Raw genomic sequence first — 23,756 nt, forward strand, 5'->3', positions numbered from 1 at the left:
TATTAGAGTAACTAGTTATTACAATAGTTAATAATTAGATATCTAACTATCAGAATGCAGAGGAGATAACATGAGAGATAAAATTTTTATAAAGGGCGCTAAGGTTCACAATTTAAAAAATGTTGATTTGGAGATACCAAGAGATAAGTTCGTTGTGTTCACTGGGCTTTCGGGATCGGGTAAATCATCACTTGCTTTTGATACATTATATGCAGAGGGACAAAGAAGGTATGTTGAATCACTTTCAGCTTATGCTAGGCAATTCTTAGGGAATATGGATAAGCCAGATGTTGAGTATATAGAAGGGTTATCACCTGCTATTTCTATAGATCAGAAAACTACTAATAGAAATCCACGATCTACAGTGGGAACAGTAACTGAAATTTATGATTATTTGAGGCTTCTTTATGCTAAAGTTGGGACACCTCATTGTCCTAAATGTGGTAAGGAGATTACTCAGCAGACTGTTGACCAAATGGTAGATAGAATACTTTCAATGCCTGAGAAAACAAAGATTTCTATTTTAGCACCTGTTATAAGAGGGAAAAAAGGTGAACACACTAAGGTTATAGAAAATATCAAGAAAAATGGGTTTGTTCGTGCAAGAATAGATGGTAATACTATAGAGCTAATGGAAGAAGATATAAAGCTAACGAAAACCAAAAAACATAGTATAGAAATAGTAATAGATAGGATTTCTGTAAAAGAAGAAGTTAGGGGAAGGCTTGCAGAATCTTTAGAGAGTGCTTTAAAACTTTCTGAGGGAACTGCGATAGCTAGTATCTCTGACGGAGAAGATATACTTTTTAGTGAGCATTTTGCTTGCATAGATTGTGGAATTAGTCTTGGAGAATTAGCGCCTAGAATGTTTTCATTTAACTCGCCATTTGGTAAGTGTGATACTTGCGATGGTCTTGGTACACTTATGGAAATTGACGAAGATTTAATTATACCTGATAGAAGTAAAAGTATTAAGGGAGGAGCCGTTTTGTCTTTCGGAGAAGGTAGCCTTAAGGAAGATTCTTGGACTTTTTCGGTACTTCGTGCATTAAGCTTGAAATATAAATTTAGTTTAGACACACCTATAGAAGATTATGAGCCAGAAATTCTTAAGATGTTATTATACGGAACTAATGGAGAAAAAGTTAAGGTTGAGTATGTTAAGGAATATAGATCAGGTACTTTTAATCATTCTTATGAAGGTATTATAAATAACCTAAAACGCAGATATTTTGAAACTTCTTCTGATTATATAAAAAGAGATGTAGAACAGTATATGGGAGACAATGCATGTCCTAAGTGCAAAGGTGCAAGGTTAAGTCCAGAAGCACTAGCTGTAACAGTTGGAGGCAAAAATATAAGTGACTTTTGCCAATTATCTATCATTGATGAAGTCTTATTTCTACAAGATATAGAATTATCAGAGAAAAACAAGATTATAGCTAATCAAATTTTCAAAGAAATTAATGATAGACTTAATTTCTTGAAAGATGTGGGACTGGATTATCTAAATTTAGCTAGATCAGCAGGAACTTTGTCTGGTGGAGAAGCTCAGAGAATAAGACTAGCTACTCAGATCGGTTCTAGTTTGATGGGGGTTTTATACATTTTAGATGAGCCTAGTATTGGTCTTCATCAAAGAGATAATGATAAACTTATTAAGACATTAAAACACTTAAGAGATATAGGTAATTCAGTTATAGTTGTAGAACATGATGAAGATACTATGAAGGCAGCAGATTTTATTGTAGATGTTGGGCCTGAGGCTGGAGAACATGGTGGAGAAATTGTGGTTGCAGGAACAATTGAGGACGTAAAAAACTGTGAAAGATCAATTACAGGGCAATATTTAAGTGGTAAAAAGAAGATTGCTATTCCAGAAAAAACAAGAGTTTCTAATGGTAATAGTATTAAAATACTTAATGCTAGGCAGAATAATCTTAAGAATGTTAGTGTAGAATTTCCACTAGGGGTACTTACTGCAGTCACTGGTGTTTCGGGTTCTGGAAAAAGTACTTTAGTTAATGAAATTTTATTTAAAGGCCTTAATAAAAAGGTTAATAAGTCTAAAAAAAATGCAGGACTTCATAAAGATATAACAGGCGCTGAGAACATAGATAAAATTATAAACATAGATCAAGGGCCTATAGGTCGTACTCCAAGATCAAATCCAGCTACATATACAGGTGTATTTGATGTGATTCGTGATGTTTTTTCTATGAGCTCAGAATCGAAGATACGTGGATATAAGCCAGGTAGATTTAGTTTTAATGTAAAGGGTGGAAGATGTGAGGCATGCCGTGGTGATGGAATAATTAAGATAGAAATGCAATTTTTATCTGATGTTTATGTGCCTTGTGAGGTTTGTAAAGGGAAAAGATATAATAGAGAAACTTTAGAGGTTAAGTATAAAGGCAAAAATATTGATGAAATTTTGACGATGACTGTGGAACAAGCTGTAAAATTCTTTGAAAACATTCCAAGAATTTATAGCAAATTACAAACACTTATGGATGTAGGACTTGGGTATGTAAGGCTAGGTCAACCATCAACTCAGTTATCTGGTGGAGAGGCTCAAAGAATTAAACTTGCCTCAGAATTATCTAAGAGGAGTACTGGTAAGACATTTTATATTTTAGATGAACCAACTACAGGGCTTCATATTGATGATGTTAGCAAACTTATTAAGATATTGCAAAGACTAGTAGATGCAGGGAATAGTGTAGTTGTAATTGAGCATAATTTAGATGTTATAAAATGCGCGGATTATGTTATAGATTTGGGACCTGAGGGTGGAGACAAGGGAGGTACTATTTTGTGTACAGGAACGCCAAAAGAAATATCTCTAAATGTAAATTCATATACAGGACAATATCTTAAAAAAATGTTATAATTCATATAAGGCTAGCATGACACTATGCTAGCTTTTTATTATTTTTTAGTGAGGAGAAAGTGAGTTATGGCTGAAATAAGTTTAATTATGAGATATGCAATTATAGCGATTATTTACATTATAATAATATTTGCTTTGAAAATAATGTATAAAGACATTAAAGGTGGCCCAAAGAAGAAACCGATGATAAGAAAAACTATGGGACTTGAGGTTATAGAAAGAGGAGAGAATTTTAATTTAAGAGCTGGTGCGGTTATTCCTCTAAATGATGAACTTACCATAGGAAGAAAAGCAGATAATCTTCTAATTCTAGGTGATCAATATGTGTCATCTCAGCATGCGAAGATATATTTAAAAAACACGGATTATATTTTGGAAGATATGAGAAGTACTAATGGTACATTAAGGAATAACAAAAAAGTAACTGATAAAGTAGTTATAAAAAAAGGTGACGAAATTAAAATAGGAACCTCGGTATTTAAGGTTATAGGATAAATTATAAGTCTAAGTGGGGTGATAGTATGGACAGTATAAAGGAAGAGAAAAAACTTCTGAGGTATACTTATCTTTTATGTATAGTATTATTTTTTAATATGTTTTTTATTGGCAAGGATGGATTTGATAATGGCGCATTAATAATGGGTGTTATAGTATGTTTTATTTTCGCGTATTCTCATTTTATAATTAGAAGATTTTTTCCTGATGGCGATAAGTACATATTGCTGTTTTCAAATGTGTTAGCGGTTATTGGTATGGGTATGTTATATAGGTTAGACTCGCCCATGGCACTAAAACAACTTATATGGTATACCGTTGGGATTGCCATATTTATTTTAGTGGTGGTGCTAATGCCAAGTCTATCTAAGTTTGGAAAGTATAAATATTTTTATTTAGTATGCACTATTATACTTATGTCTCTGGGAAGTATTCTTGGAAAAGAAGTTAATGGATCTAAAAATTGGATAAGTATAGCTGGATTTACTTTTCAGCCAACAGAGTTCGGAAAATTATCCTTGGTTGCCTATTTAGCAGCTTCGCTTCAGTATTATGGAAAGAATTTTCAGGATAAGACGGAACTAATAAAAATTAAAGCGTTAATTGAGCCTGGAGTTGTTGTTATGACATCCCTTGGGTTTATGGTACTTCAAAAGGATTTAGGGTCAGCACTAATATTTTTTGCTATTTCAATAACAATGTTATATATAGCTACTTCAAATTTAAAATATGTAATAGTATGTTTAGGGCTTTTCATTATAGGTGGATTTATAAGTTATCAGCTTTTTGGACATGTGCGCTTAAGGTTTATGATCTGGGGTGATCCATGGAAATATGGCAATAACGAAGGGCATCAGGTGGTACAATCATTGATTTCAATAGCCTCAGGCGGGCTCTTTGGAACAGGTCTTGGACTAGGAAATCCTAAAATGGTACCTGTAAGAGAATCGGATTTTATTTTTTCAGCTATTTCTGAAGAAATGGGACTACTTACTGGGTTTGCTATTTTAATTTTATATTTTTTAATGTTTTATAGATGCATGAGAGTTCCAATTTACAGCAAGGATAACTTTACAAGGCTTCTGGCAGTTGGGTATAGTACAATGATAGCCGCTCAAGCATTGGTTATAGTAGGTGGAGTAGTTGGAGCTATTCCACTAACGGGAATCACGCTCCCACTAGTTAGTTATGGAGGAAGTTCTATGATAATAACATTCTTTTCGCTTGGGATACTTCAAAAAATTTCGGAGGACGGTCAAAGTTATGAATGATTTCGTTAATAATATAAAAAAGGTAATGTTGGTGTTTTTAATACTTTTTATTGTTTTAATTTCCTACATAACTTATTCATTTATGTTTACTAGTGAAAAAACATTAGCTAGTACTTTTAATAAGAGACTTTGGGTAGAGAGAAACAAGGTATTAAGAGGAACGATTTACGATAGAGATATGACAGCCCTTACTGAAAGTACGAAAATAAATGAAACTTCTCAAAAATTAAAATATAAACAAGGTGCAGTTTTCTCACATGCTATAGGATATATGGATGTTATATATGGACTTGCAGGCCTTGAAAAAAAATATGATACAGAACTTATGGATTCATCAGAACCTCTAATTTCAAAGTTCGTTTTCTTTAATAAAGACAATGAAGAAAAGGTTGGTAACGGATTAAGAACTACGCTAGATTCTAAACTTCAAAAGAAAGCTTATGACCTTTTAAAGGCAACAGATCGTAAAGGTGCTATAGTAGCAATAAATCCAAAAACAGGAGAAATTTTAGCTATGGTGTCTAATCCTTCTTATGATCCGAATAATTTAAAAAATGATATGAGTGGTCTAAATGCAAATAAGGATGTTCCGCTTCTTAATAGGGCGGTGTCTGGTTTATATCCACCAGGATCTGTATTTAAAACCGTTACTGCAGTTAGTGCTTTAGAAAACATTTCTGGTGTTTTCAATAAGGGATTTCATGATAATGGTAAACTTGTGGTAAATGGAACGCAATTATTGAAGAATTATGATGGTGAGGTTTTTGGTAATATCGACTTTAAATCTGCTTATATGCATTCTAGTAATGTGTTTTTCGGATCACTGGGCATTGATTTAGGAAATAAAGCTTTAAAGGAAACTGCAGAAAAGTTTTACTTTAATAAGGATATTAATGCTACAGGGATAACAATAGATCCTAGTCAATTTCCAGCGTATAAAAGCAATGAAAAAGGTAATATAGCGCAAAGTGCTATAGGTCAGGCTGGGGTTTTAGTTACTCCGATGCAAATGGCATTAGTTGTGAGTAGTGTTGCTAACAATGGTGTTATGATGGAGCCAATGCTTGTTAAAGAGATATTAAATAGCAAAGGTAAGTCGCTCGAAACAACGGAGCCTAAACAATTAGGTCAAGTAATGACTACGGAAACTGCTACCATCATGAAGGAGTTAATGAGGGCAGTAGTAACTGGCGGTACAGGTGGGAGTGCTGCAGTCAGTGGTATTGAAGTTAGTGGTAAAACAGGAACTGCAGATCATAAAGCGGACTCTAGTGCCCAAAATGCTGCTCATTCTTGGTTTACTTCCTTTGCACCTTATGATAATCCTACAATTGCTATAGCTGTAATTGTAGAAGAAGGTGGAGTTGGTGGTGGACGTGCCGCTAAAATAACTAGTGAACTTATTAAAACTTATTTAAAATAAATAAGATGTATCAATATAATGTTAATTTATAAAGTCAAATATTGTAACAATATTTGACTTTGTTTTGATATTATCGCTATTATGTTTTATATTGCCCAGGAAATTTAACAATTAAGATACAATTGTGGCTATATATGTAGCAGTTAAAATATAAAAAAGAGGAGGTGACCTATCGTGTTTGATTTTGAATATCAGCTAAAGACTCTTCCAGATGCACCTGGAGTATATCTTATGAGGAATAACCTTGGCGCGGTAATATATGTTGGAAAAGCCAAAATATTAAAAAATAGAGTAAGGCAATATTTTAAAAGTTCTAAAAACCATTCTGTAAAAGTTTTAGCTATGGTGAAAAATATAGCTGAGTTTGAATATATAGTAACGGATTCAGAAATGGAAGCACTAATACTTGAGTGTAATCTTATTAAAAAATATAGTCCTAGATACAATATTTTGCTTAAGGACGATAAGCATTATCCCTTTATAAAGATAACTATAAATGAGGAATTTCCAAGAGTATTTGTAACTCGTAACATAGCAAATGATGGAGGCAAATATTTTGGACCATACACAGATTCAGCAGCTGTTTATAGTACTATTGAACTTATAAAACAAGTATTTCCGCTTAGGACATGCAGGAGAAGTATTAAAGAGGGGTTACCGCCTACTAGGCCATGTTTGAATTATCATATTGGACTATGCAAAGCACCTTGTGCGGGATACATTAATAAAGAAGAATATGGTGAAATCATAAAATCCGCTATTGAACTATTAACAGGAAAAGATAAGGCTATAAAGGATGATTTAAAGAAGAAGATGGAGAGTGCATCAGAGTCTTTAGAATTTGAAAAAGCAGTTGTTTTTCGCGATAAGATCATGGCAATAGATAAAATAAATGAAAAGCAAAAGATAGTAATAGGAAATTGCGAAAATGAAGATTTTATAAGTTTATATATAGATGATAAAGATGTTTGCATTCAGGTGTTTTTCCTTCGTGATGGTATGATAGTAGGGCGTGAACACTTTATTTTAAATGATGAAGCGGAGCAAGTGCCAGCAGAGCTCATAGAAGAATTTATTAAAAGATTTTATGGAGGAGCAGCATTTATTCCCAAAACAATTTATGTGCCTTTTATAAATGAGTTTGATATTTTAGAGCAGTGGCTTAGCGCTAGGAAAGAATCAAAAGTTACAATTAAGGTTCCACAAAAGGGAGAAAAGAAAAAGACTTTAGAGATGGTTGAAAACAATGCTAAGATAACTCTTGAGAATTTTAAAATAAAGGACAAACAAGATAAGGAAGTCCACAAGTTTGCGCTTAATGAAATTGTAGAATTACTGGAACTTGATGAAGTACCGCAGAGGATAGAGTCGTATGATATTTCTAATATAATGGGAGTAGATTCTGTAGGTAGTATGGTTGTTTTTGAGGATGGAAAACCTAAAACTAGCGATTACAGAAGATTTAAAATTAAATCAGTAATAGGGGCTAATGATTATGACAGTATGCGCGAAATTTTAGAGCGAAGATTTATTCATGGATTGGAAGAAGTAGAGAAAATAAAAGCTAGAAATTTAGAATTAAGTAAAGGTAAGTTTTGTATATTTCCAGATTTAATTTTGATGGATGGTGGTAAAGGACAGGTTAATGTTGCTCTTGAGGTTTTAAACAGTCTTAATATTAATATACCTGTATGTGGAATGGTTAAGGATGATAAGCACAAAACAAGAGGTTTAATATATAATAATATAGAGCTTAATATGAGAAGTAATTCTCAAAGTATGCACTTAATTACTAGAATACAAGATGAGGTGCATAGATTTGCTATTACTTATCACAGAACTTTGAGAGATAAAAGAACTTTATATTCTATATTGGATAATATACCTAATATAGGGCAAAAGAGAAGGATAGAGTTACTTAAAAAGTTTGGAAGTATCGATAATATAAAAAAGGCAAGTAGTGCAGAATTAATGGATACACCATCCATAGATAGTAAGGCAGCGCAAAGCGTTATCGAATATTTTAAAATTGGAAAATAGTATGAAAAAATATTAATTAAATGTGTCATAGAGATTAATAATAGATAATAATGGCTTAAATTGTTGAAATTTATTAACAAAACGGTTAAACTATAGGGACTATAACTTCCATAACATAAACAATTAAATACATTATATGGAAGCGTATAAATACTTAATAATTTCAAGGAGTAGAATATGATGCAATATGAGAAGATAATTAAACAAATAAATAAAGTAACTTCTAAAGAGAATATAAAAATAAATGAACTAATGGAAAATCATACTTCTTTCAAGGTAGGGGGACCAGCTGATGTTTTGGTTACTCCAGAAAATGCTATGGAAGTTCAGTCAATAATAAAAATATGTAAAGAAAATAAAGTGGATTATTACTTAATAGGTAAGGGATCTAATTTACTTGTGCGTGATGGTGGAATTCGTGGCGTTGTTATAAAACTATGTAAACTTAACAAAATAGAGGTAGAAGGAAATAAAATAACTGCTCAAAGTGGAGCTAGTTTATATGACGTTACAATGGTGGCATTAGACAAGGGGCTTAAAGGCGTTGAGTTTGCAAATGGTATTCCAGGAAGTATTGGTGGCGCAGCAGCAATGAATGCAGGAGCCTATAATGGAGAAATGTGTATGGTACTTGAGAGTACATTAGTTATTGATAACAACGGTGAATTATTAACTTTAACTAAAGATGAACTAGAACTTTCTTATAGAAGTAGTGCAATTTTAAAACATGGATATACAGTAATAAGTGTCACGTTAGCTCTTGAACCAGGAGACCGAGCTGTTATAAAGGCAAGAATGGATGATCTTTGGAAAAAAAGAAATGATAAACAACCACTAGAATATCCATCAGCAGGCAGTACGTTTAAAAGACCTGAGGGTCATTATGCAAGTGTGCTTATACAGGATTGCAACTTAAAGGGAACCTCAGTTGGAGATGCTCAGGTGTCTGAAAAACATTCTGGTTTTATTATTAATAAAAAAAATGCAAGTGCAAAAGACATTCTAGACCTTATAAGTCTTGTGCAACAACAAGTGGAAGAAAAATATGGTGTACAACTTAGCACAGAAGTTAAGATTTGGGGAGAAGACCTGTTATTAGCTAAAGAAGCCTAATAAAAAAGCATAATCAATTGTTTAATGAAATACTTAGAAAAAACATATAAATTTAAATGCACAGCCGGTTAAGTTGCTGTGTATTTTTTTGCGCTTAGATATCTAAAAATATGAATTCATGTGTTATAATAAAAAGTGAAACAGATTAATAAAATGATATATAAAAACAACTGAAAAGAAATCATTAGGAATATTATATATATTCATAGTAATAGAAATTCTGGATTTTTATTAAAGGGGGGTTTTAAATGAGATTTGTTATATTGACAGGGTTATCAGGCGCTGGAAAAACACAAACGGTACGAAACCTTGAGGATTTGGGATTTTTTTGTGTGGACAATTTGCCACCAGTATTAATTCCAAAATTTGCAGAGGCATGTTATCAATCTAACGGAAATATAGATAGAATTGCTTTAGTTATAGACATTCGAGGTGGAAAGTTTTTTGATGATTTATTTGAAAGCTTAGCATACCTAAAAGAAGAAGGATATAAGTATGAGATTTTATTTTTAGAGGCTTCAGATAAGACACTTATAAAAAGATATAAAGAGTCAAGACGAAAACATCCGCTTGCACCAGAGGGAAGAGTTTTAAACGGAATCGATACTGAAAGGCGAAAGCTTAAGGATGTACGTGAGCGTGCTGACCACATAATTAATACAACAAGGCTTTCGGCGAGAGAACTTACAGAAGAAATAAATAATATTTATGGTGAGGAAGGTCAGATAGAAACGAAACTTGTTATAACTGTGCTTTCTTTTGGGTTTAAGTATGGAATACCTATGGATTCAGATTTAGTATTTGATGTTAGGTTTTTGCCAAATCCATACTATATACCAGAACTTAAGCCGTATTCTGGTAATGATAAACCTGTTCGGGATTATGTATTAGAGTTTGAGGGCACTAAAACGTTTATAGAGAAACTTCAAGATATGTTAGTTTTTCTAATTCCAAATTATAAGGCAGAGGGAAAAAGACAGCTCATAGTTTCTATAGGATGCACAGGGGGAAGACATAGATCTGTAGCTATTGCTAATAGGATTTACGAAATACTTGAACACACTGGGTATAACGTTAATATAGATCACAGAGATGTAAATGAAGATGTGACTAGAAGTGATGTTAAGCTATGATGCCACGTAAGTTACTTGCGCCTGGAATCAATATAAAGAAGTGGGTGCTTCTAGGTATTATTGGTATTTTCCTTTTAGCTTTTGGAATAATGCAACTTATAAATATGCAAAATTATTCACCAAGAAATATTGGGCTCATGGTAATTATTATACTTCTTGGAGTTGTAATAATATATGTAGCAGTAGTTCAAATTATTAAGTTTTTTATTATTTTAAATACAGGTAATATGGATGTAGCTATAAATTCAAAGAAACTCGGAGATCTGATCTATGAAAAGAGGGTACTTATAAAAGGGCCTAAAATTGTAGTAATCGGAGGAGGAACTGGTTTATCAACTATGCTCCGCGGATTAAAAAAATACACTAACAATATAACTGCAATAGTTACTGTGGCGGATGATGGTGGTGGATCAGGAGTTTTAAGAGAAGATTTAGGAATTCTACCACCTGGTGATATTAGAAATTGCATTTTAGCATTGGCTGATACGGAGCCATTAATGGAAGAATTACTACAATATAGATTTAAAGATGGACGGCTTAAGGATCAAAGTTTTGGTAACTTATTTTTAGCTGCCATGGATGGAATTTCAAATAATTTTGAAGAAGCTGTGCAGAAAATGAGTTCAGTCCTGGCAGTGACGGGCAGAGTTATCCCAGTTACTTTAGATAATATGATATTAAAGGCAAAACTTAAAAATGGGATAATAATCGATGGGGAGTCCAATATACCAAGAGGTGTAATTGACAATGATAGTGCTATTGATGAGGTTTTTATAGAGCCTAATGATGCTAAGGCAATGAAGGAAGCACTAATTGCTATAAATGAAGCAGATGCAGTGATACTTGGGCCAGGAAGTCTTTATACCAGTATTATTCCCAATTTATTAGTGAAGGAAATAAGAAATGCTTTAGCTAAAACTAAAGCCGTAAGAATTTATGTGTCCAATATAATGACTCAACCAGGAGAGTCTGATAACTATGGTGTTAATGACCATATAAAGGCTATTAATAAACATGCTAAATGTAAGGTTGTTGACTATGTGGTAGTGAACACAGGAGAAATAAGTGACGAACTAGAAGAAAAATATTTTAAAGATAAATCTACCTTAGTTAGTATAAATGAAAATGAAATTACAAAGCTTGGAATAGGAATTATTAAGAGTGATTTTGTTAAAATTGGAAAAGGATATGTAAGACATGATACAGATAAGCTTGCAGTAACTCTTGTAGAAACAATTATGGAGAAAAAATTATTATATGATAAAAAGAAATTAGTAGAATACTTTTATTTATCACAAAGACTAAAAGAAAATAAAAGAAATAAGGAGTAAAGTAATGTCATTTTCATCGAAGGTTAAAAATGAAATTTGTAGATTCACAGAAATGAGCAAAAATGAAGCAATGGCTGAACTAGCGGCTATAATGAAGGTTAGTGGAACTATTGGACTTGGGTCAAATAAACAAATGAATTTCCAAATAACCACTGAAAATCCTGCAATAGCAAGACTAATATTTAAATTATTAAAAGAACATTTTGGAATTCATCCTAGGTTATTAGTTAAGAGAAGTAATTCTCTTAAGAAAAAGAATGTTTATGTAGTTATAATTACCGAAGAAATGGGAGTTAAAGAATTATTAAAACAAGTGGCTGTACTTGAAAATGATAACTTTTTTTCAATAGATTATACTATACCTGAGAGGTTAATTGATGCTGAGGAATGCAAACGTAAATATATAAGAGGGGCCTTCTTAGGGGGCGGAAGTATTAGTAATCCTGAAAAGAACTACCATGTGGAGTTTGTTACACATGATAGTGACTATGCAGAGGAGCTAAGGACACTTATAAATAGTTATGGTTTATACTCAAAGATAATTCAGCGGAAAAGTAGTTTCGTAATTTATATTAAAGAGGGTGAACAGATTGTAGATCTCCTTAATATAATAGGTGCACATAATTCATTATTGTTTTTGGAAAATGTAAGAATAATGAAGGAAATGAGAAACAATGTTAATAGACTTGTGAACTGTGAAACAGCAAATCTTAGTAAAACAGTAAATGCGTCAGTAAGACAAGTTGAAAGTATTAAGCTTATACAACAGTCAATCGGATTTCAAAGGCTTCCTAAAAATTTAAGGGAAATAGCAGAACTTAGGCTTGAATATCCAGATGAATCACTAAAGGAACTTGGTGCTATACTTGAACCTCCTGTAGGTAAATCTGGAATTAACCATAGATTAAGAAGAATAGAGAAGATTGCAGAAGAATTAAGAAGCGAAGGAAGGTAAAACATGTAATGTCAAAGCGCGAAGAAGTTATTAATTATATTCTTTCACTGCAAATTGGAGCTAAAATATCGGTAAGAGGTATAAGCTCAGAACTAGGGCTTAGCGATGGTACGTCCTATAGAGCTATGAAAGAAGCAGAAAATATGGGTATTGTTAAAACTGTGCCTAGGGTTGGGACAATAAGAGTTGAAAAAGTATATAAAAAAAATATTGAAGCACTTACCTATACTGAGGTTGTAAGTATACTTGATGCAACTATTTTAGGTGGAAAAGAAGGTATAAATAGAACTTTAAATAAATTTATTATAGGCGCGATGGCTGTTGAATCAATAAGTAAGTATCTGAGACCAGGGTATTTGCTTATTGTTGGTAATCGCGAAGAAGCACAAGAACTTGCTCTTGAAACTGAAGCGGCAGTACTCATTACAGGAGGGTTTGATTGTAGTGAAAAAATAAAAGCCCTTGCGAATGAAAAAGGTATCCCACTATTATCATCAACATATGATAGCTTTACAGTAGCAAGTATGATAAATAAAGCTATTTATGACAGTATGATTAAAAAGGAAATTATTTTAGTTGAAGATGTTATGGAAAGTGATGCTAAATTTCTGAGAAGTACGGATACTATTGCAAGTTATAGAATATTAATGGCTGAAACTAATCATGAGAGATATCCTGTGGTAGATGAGAATATGAAGCTTGTTGGCATGATTACTTTAAGAGATTTACAAGGACATGATGAAAATGAATCAATACATAAGGTTATGAATAGGGAACTTATAAGTGTAACACCAAAAACAACGGTAGCTTATGCTGCTCATATTATGGGGTGGGATGGGAAAAAACTTTGTCCTGTAGTTAATAAGAAGAAGCTTGTAGGGGTACTAAGTATACAAGATGTTATGAAAGCAATGGAGTTTGCCTTAAGGCAACCACAAGTTGCTGAAACTATAGAAGATCTTGTTTTAATGAATTTTAGTTGTATACACGAGGGAGATAGTTTGCATTTTAATGGTCAAATTATACCCCAAATGTTAGATCCTTTTGGTACGGCATCTTGGAGCTCACTCAATATGTTATTATCGACTATGGGAATAATGGCATTAAGGCAAAATAACAATATCAATATTTCAGTAGATAGTATTACAGCATATTTTATGAAACCTGTTCAAATGGGTAGTGATATAGATATATATGCAGAAGTTATCGATAAAGGTAGAAGTTTTTCTAAGGTAGAGATAAGTATGTTTAATAGACTTAAGGAACCTGTTGCAAAAGCTATGATTTCTGCTAAAATATTTAGTAAATAATATTCTTTTATATTAATGATTATAAGGAGGTAATGAAATGTTTACACACATAATATTTTTTAAATTGAAAAATAAAAATCAAACAATTGAAGCTAGGAATCTTTTACTTAGTATGGAGGGAAAGATATCAGAACTTAAGGAGATTGAGGTAGGAATTGATGTTGTGCATTCAGAGCGTTCTTATGATTTGGCGCTTATTACTAGGTTTGAAACTTTTGAGGATATGAATACATATGCAGTACATGAGTATCATGTAAATGAAGTAATAAAATATTTAAAACCAATGCTGGAAAGTTCTAAATCTGTGGATTATGAGAGTTAAATCATAATATGATGAGCTAGATTATTAATTAAACCATCTGTGGATAATTATATGGTTACAAGGGGAGGGATAAAGTGTGCACAAAGAACTACAGATAAAAAAAGAAATTGAAGAAAATATAGAAAAAGAAGACCTTGGAAGTTTTGTGCACCTTCATGTACATACTGAGTATAGTCTTTTGGATGGTTCCGGAAAAATTAAAGAGCTACTTGCTAAAACCAAGGAACTTGGTATGAAGAGCATTGCTATAACTGACCACGGAGTAATGTATGGATGCGTGGAATTTTATAAACAGGCAAAAGAGCAGGGAATTAAACCTATTATTGGTTGTGAAATATATGTGGCAGCTAAATCAATGGACATTAAGGCACCAGATAGGGAAAATAAGACTCATCATTTAGTGCTTTTAGTTAAGAATTCATTGGGCTATGATAATTTGATGAAAATAGTTTCAGCAGCTTCAATTAAGGGTTTCTATTATAAACCAAGGGTTGATTTTGAATTTTTATCAAAGCATAGCGAAGGAATAATTGCTAGTAGTGCTTGTCTTGGTGGCGAAATTCAAAGCCTATTGCTTCGTGATAATTATGAAAAAGCCAAGGAAATAGCACTTAAATATAATGAAATATTTAAAGATGGTTTTTACTTAGAATTACAATATCATGGTATGCAGGACCAGTTTAAGGTTAATGAACTTTTAGTAAAGTTATCTAAGGAAACTGGAATCCCTCTAATTTGTACTAATGATACTCATTATATATTGCAAGAAGATTCAAAAGCTCATGATGTATTACTATGCATTCAAACAGCGAAAACTGTTGATGATGAAAATAGAATGAGATATCCATCAGACCAGTTTTACTTAAAATCTTCAAGTGAGATGGAGAAGACTTTTGCATATGTTCCAGAGGCGCTTAGCAATACAGTTAAAATAGCTCAGATGTGTAACTTCGATTATGAATTTCATGTATCAAAACTTCCAAGGTTTCCACTACCTGAGGGGGTAGACCCTTATGAATTCTTAAGAGAACTTTGTTACGCGGGATTGGCACCAAGGTATCATGAATTTAGTGATGCCACTGGTGAGAATTTTTCTATAGAATATATAAATGAAATAGCTGCTGGTAATGACCAAGCTAAGATGTATATAGATAGACTCGAATTTGAACTTAATATAATAAAACAGATGGGGTTCGTAGATTATTTTCTTATAGTATGGGATTTTATAAAGTTCGCAGTAGATAGTGGTATTCCAACAGGGCCAGGGCGTGGATCTGCTGCGGGTTCAATACTTGCTTATACATTAGATATAACTAAAATAGACCCTATTAAATATAGTCTTGTTTTTGAACGTTTCCTTAATCCGGAAAGGGTATCTATGCCAGATATAGATTCTGATTTCTGTTACGAGGGGCGCCAAGCAGTTATTGATTACGTTGTAGATAAGTATGGATCGGATAATGTATCGCAAATCATAACCTTTGGAACAATGGCCCCTAGAGCTTGTATACGAGATGTGGGAAGGGCTATGAATTATTCTTACGCAGAGGTAGACAGGATTGCTAAGATGATACCAGGTGTCCTTAATATAACTATAGATAAGGCTATTGAGATGAATGCAGAGCTTAGAACATTATATGAGGATGATACAAGGGTTGAAGCTTTAATTGATATTGCAAAGGCACTAGAAGGACTTCCAAGGCACAGTTCTACTCATGCAGCAGGAGTAGTTATTGCGTCAAAACCTCTAGTTAGCTATGTTCCACTTCAGAAAAATGATGAAATGATAGTAACGCAGTTTCCTATGGGAACCCTTGAGGAACTTGGTCTTTTAAAGATGGATTTCCTTGGGCTTCGTACCCTTACAGTAATGAGAGATTGCGTAAAGTTCGTAAAACAAAATAGAAATGTAGATATTGATATAGATGATCTAAACATTGAAGATCATAAGGTTTATAAGATGATAGGAGAAGGTAAAACTGTAGGGATATTTCAACTAGAATCTGCTGGAATGACTAGCTTTATGAAGGAACTTAGACCTGACAATTTAGAGGATATTATCGCCGGTATAAGTTTGTACAGACCAGGCCCAATGGCTGAAATTCCACGTTATATAAGAAATAAAAATAGTGGAGACAAGATTGAATATGAAACGCCAGAGCTTGAAGAAATTCTAGGAGTTACGTATGGGGTAATGGTGTATCAAGAACAAGTTATGGATATTGTTAGAAAACTTGCTGGATATTCTATGGGTAGATCCGATCTTGTACGTCGTGCCATGTCTAAAAAGAAACACAAGGTTATGGAAGAGGAACGTTATAACTTTATCCATGGAATAGTAGGTACTGATGGAAATATAGAAGTTGAGGGTTGCCTTAGAAATGGAATTACTGAAAAAGCAGCAAACCGTATATTTGATCAAATGATGGATTTTGCGTCATATGCGTTTAATAAATCTCATGCAGCAGCTTATGCTGTTGTTGGATATGAGACAGCATATTTGATGTGTTATTATCCTACTGAGTTTATAGCTGCTATGCTTAATAGTGTAAAGGGTAATAGTGAGAAAATAGCCTTTTATACTAGGTATGCAGTTCAAATTAATATTGGAGTCTTACCTCCAAATATTAATGAAAGTTTCGCTGGATTTACTGTAAAAGGTGATACTATACGATTTGGTCTATCTGCACTTAAAAATGTAGGGGTAAATGTAATAGAGAGCATTGTTCGCAATAGGAGAGAAAAAGGAAATTTCTCGAGCTTTATGGATTTTTGCAATAAAATAGATACAGCCTGCGTTAGTAAAAGAGCAGTAGAAAGCCTTATTAAGTCAGGAGCTTTTGATGATTTTAAGATCCATAGGTCACAACTCCTAGCAATATATGAAAAAGTATTAGATGGAGTGAACAATGATAGGAAGAGAAATATTTCAGGACAAATCAATTTATTTTTGGATTTTGATAATGAGTATGATAATTTTGAAATAGAGTATCCGAACATTCAGGAATTTAAAAAGAAACATCTTTTAGCTATGGAAAAGGAAATGACAGGAATATATTTATCTGGTCATCCACTAGATGAATATGAAGAGACGCTTAAAATACAAACTAATACTAGAATATCTGATATTGTAGTGGATGAAAGCTTAGAAGATGGAAATGAACTTTTAGGTGATAGCTTTAAACTTCAAGATGGTGACAAAGTTATTATCGGAGGCATTATATCATCTGTTAATAAAAAAGTTACTAAAAATAATGACATGATGGCTTTTATTAATCTAGAGGATTTATATGCCAGTGTAGAAGTAATAGTTTTTCCAAAGACTTTTGAAAAATATAAAACTCTTATAGAAGAGGATGAGATAGTAATATTAAAAGGTAGAGTTAGCATTAGAGAAGAAGAGCAGCCTAAGATATTATGTGAAGATATTAAACCACTTTTAAAGATAAACAGTGAAAAAATCTATATATTGGTAGAAAATGAAGATATGATGAAGGATGCGTTAAAAAAATTAAAAACAAATCTTGTTATTTATCGAGGGAATACACCTGTATATCTTTGTACAAAACAACCAAGAAAAATGTATGCTGTAGATAAGGGCTTATGGCTAAGTGAGGAAATAGACACTATGGAAATTCTTAGAAGTATATTTGGAGAAAGTAATATAAAAATACAATAAAGTTTGTATAACATTATATAATTAGTTGCCATAGGTAAAAAATTACTTATGGTAACCTTAGTTAAAGTCAATATCTAAAAAATAAATAAATTTTTTTTCGGATAAAACGTTGAATATTTCGAGAATAATGTATAATATTATAATATAAAGGGTATTTTTAATAAGTAGTAAGGTTTTGTTTTAGGACATGAACTAATCACAACTATAGTGGGACTTTATATGTCCCGCTGGTACAACTATAGAACCACAAAGAAAAAACAATTAATAATTGTCCAATGCATGGTCTAATGATCCAGAGAACTACAAAGGAAAATATTGTTTTATGCCCTAAAGAACTACAAGGAGGAATTTTATGAAAACAATTGCTGTACTTACGAGTGGAGGAGACGCACCAGGAATGAATGCCGCCATTAGAGCTGTAGTTAGAATGGGTATATATAAAGGCATACGAGTTATGGGCGTTCAAAGAGGATATAGTGGGCTTATAAACGGTGAAATTGTTGAAATGGATAGACATTCAGTATCGGATATAGTTCATAGAGGTGGAACTATTCTTAGAACTGCACGTTGTGAGGAATTTAGAACCGAAGCTGGACGAAAAAAAGCAGCTAACGTACTAAGAGTATTTGGCATTGATGGCCTAGTTGTAATTGGAGGAGATGGATCTTTTAAAGGTGCACAACTTCTATCTGAAATGGGCATCTCAACTGTTGGTATACCTGGAACTATTGATAATGATTTACCTTACAGTGAATATTCTATAGGATTTGACACAGCTCTCAATACAGTACTTGATGCAATAAATAAAATAAGAGATACATCAAGTTCTCATGAACGAATTAGTGTAATTGAAGTAATGGGAAGAAATTGTGGAGATATAGCTTTGTACGCTGGTATAGGTGGAGGAGCTGAAGAAGTAATTGTTCCAGAAAAAGGTTATGAAATGGATGAGTTATGCAAAACTATCTTTGAAGGAAAGCTTAGAGGTAAAATGCATAATCTTATAATTCTTGCTGAGGGCGTTGGTGGAGCGAATGAGCTTGCCGAGCAAGTTGAAGAAATAACAGGTATTGAATCAAGAGCTACAATTCTTGGACATATTCAAAGAGGTGGAAGTCCAAGTGCATTTGATAGAATGCTTGCTTCTAAAATGGGAGTAGCAGCAGTTGAAGTGCTTATAGATGGCAAATCAGGAAGAGCTATAGGAATGAAAGATGGCCAAATAATGGATCAAGACATAAATGAGGCAATAGCAGTACCTAGAGAATTCAACGAAAGTCTATATCATATATCAAAAATTCTTTCTTACTAAATCATTATTAAAATTATAATTGATAATTTAAAAAGAAAGATTATATATTAATCAAATGAATTTAAAATAATATACAATAAGAGGAGTAATTTATGAAAAAAACTAAAATTATATGTACAGTAGGACCAGCAAGTGATAATAGCGAAACTATAAAAAGCTTAATCAATGCAGGCATGGATGCGTCAAGACATAACTTTTCTCATGGTGATCATGCAGAACATAAAATAAGAATGGATTTAGTAAAAGAGCTTAGAGTAGAACTTAATAAACATATTGCTATAATACTCGATACTAAGGGACCAGAAATAAGAACAGGAAATTTTGCAGCTGGTAAAGTTGAATTACAAGAAGGCGCTAAATTTACTGTTGTTTGTGGTGAGGAAGTTATTGGAGATGAAACTATCTGCTCAGTAACATATGATAATTTATATCAAGATGTTAAACCTAACGATATTATATTAATAGATGATGGTTTAGTTGGACTAAAAGTACAAGAAGTGGTAGGCAAAAAAGTCCTATGTATAGTTGCAAACACTGGTATGATAGGCAATCACAAAGGAGTTAATGTTCCTGGAGTTTCAATAAATCTACCTGCACTTACAGCTAGAGATATAGAAGATTTGAAATTCGGATGTGCACAAGGCGTTGATTTTGTTGCAGCATCTTTCATAAGAAAAGCATCAGATGTACTTCATATAAGACGTGTTCTTAATGAAAATGGTGGAGAAAAAATACAAATAATATCTAAGGTAGAAAACAGAGAAGGCGTTAATAATATCGATGATATTGTTAAATTTTCTGATGCCGTTATGGTTGCCAGAGGAGATTTAGGAGTAGAAATTCCAACTGAAGAAGTTCCAATAGTTCAAAAAATGATTATACAAAAATGTAATGCTGCTGGAAAAGCTGTTATAACAGCTACTCAGATGCTTGATTCTATGATGAGAAACCCAAGGCCAACTAGAGCAGAGTCTTCAGACGTTGCAAATGCAATATTTGATGGTACAGATGCTATAATGCTAAGTGGTGAAACTGCTAATGGTAAATATCCTTTAGAAGCTGTAAGCATAATGTCTAAAATAGCACAAACCGCTGAAAATGCTCTTAATTATGAAGAGAAATTAAAGAAGAAGAGAAAATCTCATGTTCCAAACGTACCAAATGCTATTAGTTTAGCTACATGTAGTACAGCTATGGAACTTAAAGCTTCAGCTATTATTACTGCAACTCAAAGTGGTAATACTGCTAAAAAGGTTTCAACATATAGACCAGAATGTCCAGTTATCGCTGTTACTCCTTATGAAAGAGTAGCTAGAAGTTTAGCATTAAACTGGGGCGTAATTTCAATATGTGCAGATAAGGTAGAATCTACAGATGATCTTATAGATAATTCTGTTGCTATTGCGTTACAATCAGGTTATGTACAAAAAGGTGATTTAGTAGTTATTGCTGCTGGAATCCCTGCCAATTTTGTAGGTAGTACAAATATGATGAAGGTTCATATTGTTGGAGATATATTACTTCAAGGTAAAGGAAACATAAGTGCATCAGCTTGTGGTACAGCTTTTTATGCTGCTAATGCGCAAGAAGCTAGTGATACTATGCAAGATGGAGATATATTAGTAGTTAAAACATTAGATGCTGACTACACTGATATATTAGATAGAGTTTCTGGAATTATTGTAGAAGAAGATGCAGTAACTTCAAATGTTGTTATAGAAGGTACTTCGAAAGCAGTTCCAATAATATTCAATGCAACAGGAGCAATAGGAATTATTAAAACTGGTTCATTTATAACAATGGATGCAACTAGAGGTCTTGTTTATAGTGGAAGAGCTAACGTAAAAAACTAATTTAAAAAACGGATTAGAGCAAAAAAGATTGTCAGTTTATTACTGGCAATCTTTTTTATTATTAAAAAAATTCTAAATATAAAATAAATCTATGTATAATTAATGTAATTAAGGTTATAATTAAAAGTACAAGCAAATAATTGGCGACTGATTCTTTATTAGCATCTATATGGTGCTTTTTTTTTATCTGTAGTATAATGAAAGCAGATGCTAGGAATTATAATTAAAAGTAATGTATTATAATTAATATTATGTTTTTTATTGAAAATAAGTTTGCGGAGGGATTAACATGAGGGGAATTCTAAGTTGTAGTGCAACAGTATGTGTTAATAATATGTCTGGAATATGCTCAGCTAGTACTATCCATGTTTCAGGAGTCGATGCTCATAGAAGTGAAGAAACACAATGCGAGACATTTGATGAAAAGGGATTAAAGAATTCGTTATCTAATGTACTTAATATGAATGTGATTGGTCAGTTTAAGCAAGTATTTGATAATGATTCTATAGAGATGAGTCCAAGAATTAGATGTGAAGCGATTAATTGTAAACACAATGAAGAAGAATTATGTTTAGCAAAAAATATATTGGTGGATGTATTAGAGGGTTCATGTATTGATAAAACACCTTTGTGTATCGAGAAAACACAATGTGAAACCTTCGATGAACAATAATTTTTAAGAAAAAATTATGCAATATTTAATATTTTAAAATTATAAAATTTGGATTAGTAAATTTTTATTACAAGTAATAAATTTTTTATTACAATTAGTTAGGCACATGGTGATAAATATACTGGCATTTTTGCATAGTTATTTGTTTCTATGTGCCTTATATAAAGAAGTGGCGTATGCCTAAGAGAGTGGCGTGTGCCTAAAAGAGTGGCGTGTGCCTAAAAGAGTGGCGTATGCCTAAAAGAGTGGCGTATGCATAAAAGATTGGCATAGATAAGCTTAGGAGGAGAAATTATGAAAAGTAGAAGCAAAACGATGAAAAGAGAAACTGAAGGAAAAACAGAAATCGAAAATTATGTTATTCCTGTTAAAAAAAATGAAGATTATGAAATGACTATAGATAATATGGGATATGATGGTGAGGGCGTAGGTAAGATAGACAACTTTACCATTTTTGTAGCTGGTGCAATTATAGGAGAAAGGGTAATTGTTAAAATTGTTAAGGTTTCTAAAAAGTTTGCTTTTGGAAAATTACTTGAGATTATTGAGAAATCTATAGATAGAGTAGAGCCAGTCTGTAATATATATAAAAACTGTGGCGGATGCAATATTCAACATATAGATTATGATGCACAATTAGATTTTAAAACTAATAGGGTAATACAAGTTATAAATAGAATAGGGAAATTAGATGACGTGATAGTTCACCCTACAATAGGAATGGAATCTCCATATAATTATAGAAATAAGGTTCAATTACCAGCAAGCAATATGAATGGCGAAGTAAGGATTGGGTTTTATGCGGCAAGAAGTCATGATATTATAAATATGGAAAATTGTCATATCCAGGATTCAGTTGCAGATCTTGTAGTAAAACTTACGAGAATGTGGATAAAAGAATTTAATATTGAAAGTTATAATGAGGAAAATCACCAAGGAATTCTAAGACATATTATGATTAGAAAAGGTATTAAAACAGGAGAAGTTATGGTTGTACTAGTTACAAATGGTAATAATCTTCCTCATAAAGAAGAATTTATAACATTGATTTGTAAAAAGATTAAAGGGCTTGTTAGTATAGTACAAAATATTAATACTGATAAGACAAATGTAATACTTGGGGCGCAATGTTTAACGCTTTGGGGAAAAGATACTATAACTGATTACATAAGTGATTTTAAATTTGAAGTTTCGCCATTGTCATTTTTCCAAGTTAATTCAATTCAAACAGAGGTACTCTATAATAAGGCACTAGAATATGCAAATTTAAGTGGTGGAGAAGCGGTGCTTGATGTTTATTGTGGTACAGGAACTATATCATTATTTTTATCGCAGAAAGCTAAAAAAGTGTATGGTGTAGAAATAGTACCTCAGGCTATAGAGAATGCTATAAAAAATGCTAAAGAAAATAAGATAGACAATGCGGAATTTATAGTAGGAGATGCAGAAAAAATCATCCCAGAACTTATAGATAAAGGCGTAAAGGCTGATGTAGTGGTAGTTGATCCACCAAGAAAGGGTTGTGATAAATCTCTTTTGGAAGCTATTTGTAGTATGAACCCAAAAAATATAGTTTACGTTTCTTGTGATCCTGGTACTTTAGCTCGTGATTTAGGGATTTTAGATGAACTAGGATATAAAACTTTAGAAATTCAGCCAGTGGATATGTTTCCGCAGACGGCGCATGTGGAGTGCGTTGTGAGGATAGAGAAGAAATTGTAGATAACTATACCAATCGCTAAGATAGAATAATGATAGAACTAAGGAGTGAGTTACCTTAGTTCTATTTTTATACCTTTTTACTATGAGTATGAATGTTATGTCTTGAGCTAGATTTTTAAGTTTGTGAAGCTAATATACAATTTTATGAACTGGAATTATCTCACATGTTTTTAGTGATTCATCTTATTTGGAGAGGTTTCACCTTGCCCATTTTCAGGCTCGATTTCTATT

General features: G+C 32.6%; 16 protein-coding genes. All 16 read left to right on the top strand.

What is annotated here, in order from left to right; genetic code table 11:
- Positions 1–70: 70 nt before the first annotated feature.
- On the top strand, positions 71–2,893 hold the full coding sequence (gene uvrA / locus KPL55_RS17730) for an excinuclease ABC subunit UvrA (RefSeq protein ID WP_216308080.1): 2,823 nt from the start codon (positions 71–73) through the stop codon (positions 2,891–2,893).
- A 66-nt stretch (positions 2,894–2,959) separates the two neighbouring features.
- The gene (locus KPL55_RS17735) at positions 2,960–3,388 is read left to right on the top strand and encodes an FHA domain-containing protein (protein WP_216308081.1); all 429 of its coding nucleotides are present in this window, start codon (positions 2,960–2,962) and stop codon (positions 3,386–3,388) included.
- A 26-nt stretch (positions 3,389–3,414) separates the two neighbouring features.
- The gene (locus KPL55_RS17740; protein ID WP_216308082.1) at positions 3,415–4,659 is read left to right on the top strand and encodes an FtsW/RodA/SpoVE family cell cycle protein; all 1,245 of its coding nucleotides are present in this window, start codon (positions 3,415–3,417) and stop codon (positions 4,657–4,659) included.
- Entirely contained in the window at positions 4,652–6,082 is a 1,431-nt protein-coding gene (locus KPL55_RS17745) for a peptidoglycan D,D-transpeptidase FtsI family protein (RefSeq protein WP_216308083.1), read from the top strand. The genes KPL55_RS17740 and KPL55_RS17745 overlap by 8 nt, the downstream gene beginning before the upstream one ends.
- A gap of 174 nt (positions 6,083–6,256) precedes the next feature.
- Positions 6,257–8,122 (top strand): excinuclease ABC subunit UvrC, encoded by a 1,866-nt coding sequence (uvrC, locus tag KPL55_RS17750; protein WP_216308084.1) that lies wholly within the window; start codon positions 6,257–6,259, stop codon positions 8,120–8,122.
- Positions 8,123–8,299: 177 nt separating this feature from the next.
- Positions 8,300–9,235 (top strand): UDP-N-acetylmuramate dehydrogenase, encoded by a 936-nt coding sequence (gene murB, locus KPL55_RS17755; RefSeq protein WP_216308085.1) that lies wholly within the window; start codon positions 8,300–8,302, stop codon positions 9,233–9,235.
- 248 nt (positions 9,236–9,483) lie between these two features.
- Positions 9,484–10,368 carry an RNase adapter RapZ gene (gene rapZ, locus KPL55_RS17760; RefSeq protein ID WP_216308086.1) on the top strand — a complete coding sequence of 295 codons (885 nt, stop codon included), beginning with the start codon at positions 9,484–9,486 and terminating at the stop codon, positions 10,366–10,368.
- Complete coding sequence (gene mgfK, locus KPL55_RS17765; RefSeq protein WP_216308087.1) at positions 10,365–11,699, top strand: gluconeogenesis morphogenetic factor MgfK; 1,335 nt, start codon at positions 10,365–10,367, stop codon at positions 11,697–11,699. The genes rapZ and mgfK overlap by 4 nt, the downstream gene beginning before the upstream one ends.
- 4 nt (positions 11,700–11,703) lie before the next feature.
- Positions 11,704–12,654 (top strand): DNA-binding protein WhiA, encoded by a 951-nt coding sequence (gene whiA / locus KPL55_RS17770; protein ID WP_216308088.1) that lies wholly within the window; start codon positions 11,704–11,706, stop codon positions 12,652–12,654.
- An 8-nt stretch (positions 12,655–12,662) separates the two neighbouring features.
- Complete coding sequence (locus tag KPL55_RS17775; protein WP_216308089.1) at positions 12,663–13,964, top strand: DRTGG domain-containing protein; 1,302 nt, start codon at positions 12,663–12,665, stop codon at positions 13,962–13,964.
- A 37-nt stretch (positions 13,965–14,001) separates the two neighbouring features.
- Entirely contained in the window at positions 14,002–14,286 is a 285-nt protein-coding gene (locus KPL55_RS17780; protein WP_216308090.1) for a Dabb family protein, read from the top strand.
- A gap of 118 nt (positions 14,287–14,404) precedes the next feature.
- Complete coding sequence (locus KPL55_RS17785; RefSeq protein WP_376770466.1) at positions 14,405–17,965, top strand: DNA polymerase III subunit alpha; 3,561 nt, start codon at positions 14,405–14,407, stop codon at positions 17,963–17,965.
- 352 nt (positions 17,966–18,317) lie between these two features.
- Positions 18,318–19,277, top strand: a complete 960-nt coding sequence (gene pfkA / locus KPL55_RS17790; RefSeq protein ID WP_216308091.1) for a 6-phosphofructokinase — start codon at positions 18,318–18,320, stop codon at positions 19,275–19,277.
- Between the two features lie 92 nt (positions 19,278–19,369).
- Entirely contained in the window at positions 19,370–21,130 is a 1,761-nt protein-coding gene (gene pyk / locus KPL55_RS17795; RefSeq protein ID WP_216308092.1) for a pyruvate kinase, read from the top strand.
- 289 nt (positions 21,131–21,419) lie between these two features.
- Complete coding sequence (locus KPL55_RS17800) at positions 21,420–21,803, top strand: DUF1540 domain-containing protein (protein WP_216308093.1); 384 nt, start codon at positions 21,420–21,422, stop codon at positions 21,801–21,803.
- Positions 21,804–22,097: 294 nt separating this feature from the next.
- Positions 22,098–23,525 carry a 23S rRNA (uracil(1939)-C(5))-methyltransferase RlmD gene (gene rlmD, locus KPL55_RS17805; RefSeq protein WP_246599590.1) on the top strand — a complete coding sequence of 476 codons (1,428 nt, stop codon included), beginning with the start codon at positions 22,098–22,100 and terminating at the stop codon, positions 23,523–23,525.
- Positions 23,526–23,756: the final 231 nt, after the last annotated feature.

The organism is Clostridium lacusfryxellense (genome assembly GCF_018861735.1).
Classification (GTDB): domain Bacteria; phylum Bacillota; class Clostridia; order Clostridiales; family Clostridiaceae; genus Clostridium_AD; species Clostridium_AD lacusfryxellense.

Excerpts from the sequence above, each read along its gene's own strand:
- uvrA (WP_216308080.1), top strand. The coding sequence starts at position 71 with ATGAGAGATAAAATTTTTATAAAGGGCGCTAAGGTTCACAATTTAAAA.
- KPL55_RS17735 (WP_216308081.1), top strand. The coding sequence starts at position 2,960 with ATGGCTGAAATAAGTTTAATTATGAGATATGCAATTATAGCGATTATT.
- KPL55_RS17740 (WP_216308082.1), top strand. The coding sequence starts at position 3,415 with ATGGACAGTATAAAGGAAGAGAAAAAACTTCTGAGGTATACTTATCTT.
- KPL55_RS17745 (WP_216308083.1), top strand. The coding sequence starts at position 4,652 with ATGAATGATTTCGTTAATAATATAAAAAAGGTAATGTTGGTGTTTTTA.
- murB (WP_216308085.1), top strand. The coding sequence starts at position 8,300 with ATGATGCAATATGAGAAGATAATTAAACAAATAAATAAAGTAACTTCT.
- rapZ (WP_216308086.1), top strand. The coding sequence starts at position 9,484 with ATGAGATTTGTTATATTGACAGGGTTATCAGGCGCTGGAAAAACACAA.
- mgfK (WP_216308087.1), top strand. The coding sequence starts at position 10,365 with ATGATGCCACGTAAGTTACTTGCGCCTGGAATCAATATAAAGAAGTGG.
- whiA (WP_216308088.1), top strand. The coding sequence starts at position 11,704 with ATGTCATTTTCATCGAAGGTTAAAAATGAAATTTGTAGATTCACAGAA.
- KPL55_RS17775 (WP_216308089.1), top strand. The coding sequence starts at position 12,663 with ATGTCAAAGCGCGAAGAAGTTATTAATTATATTCTTTCACTGCAAATT.
- KPL55_RS17780 (WP_216308090.1), top strand. The coding sequence starts at position 14,002 with ATGTTTACACACATAATATTTTTTAAATTGAAAAATAAAAATCAAACA.
- pfkA (WP_216308091.1), top strand. The coding sequence starts at position 18,318 with ATGAAAACAATTGCTGTACTTACGAGTGGAGGAGACGCACCAGGAATG.
- pyk (WP_216308092.1), top strand. The coding sequence starts at position 19,370 with ATGAAAAAAACTAAAATTATATGTACAGTAGGACCAGCAAGTGATAAT.
- KPL55_RS17800 (WP_216308093.1), top strand. The coding sequence starts at position 21,420 with ATGAGGGGAATTCTAAGTTGTAGTGCAACAGTATGTGTTAATAATATG.
- rlmD (WP_246599590.1), top strand. The coding sequence starts at position 22,098 with ATGAAAAGTAGAAGCAAAACGATGAAAAGAGAAACTGAAGGAAAAACA.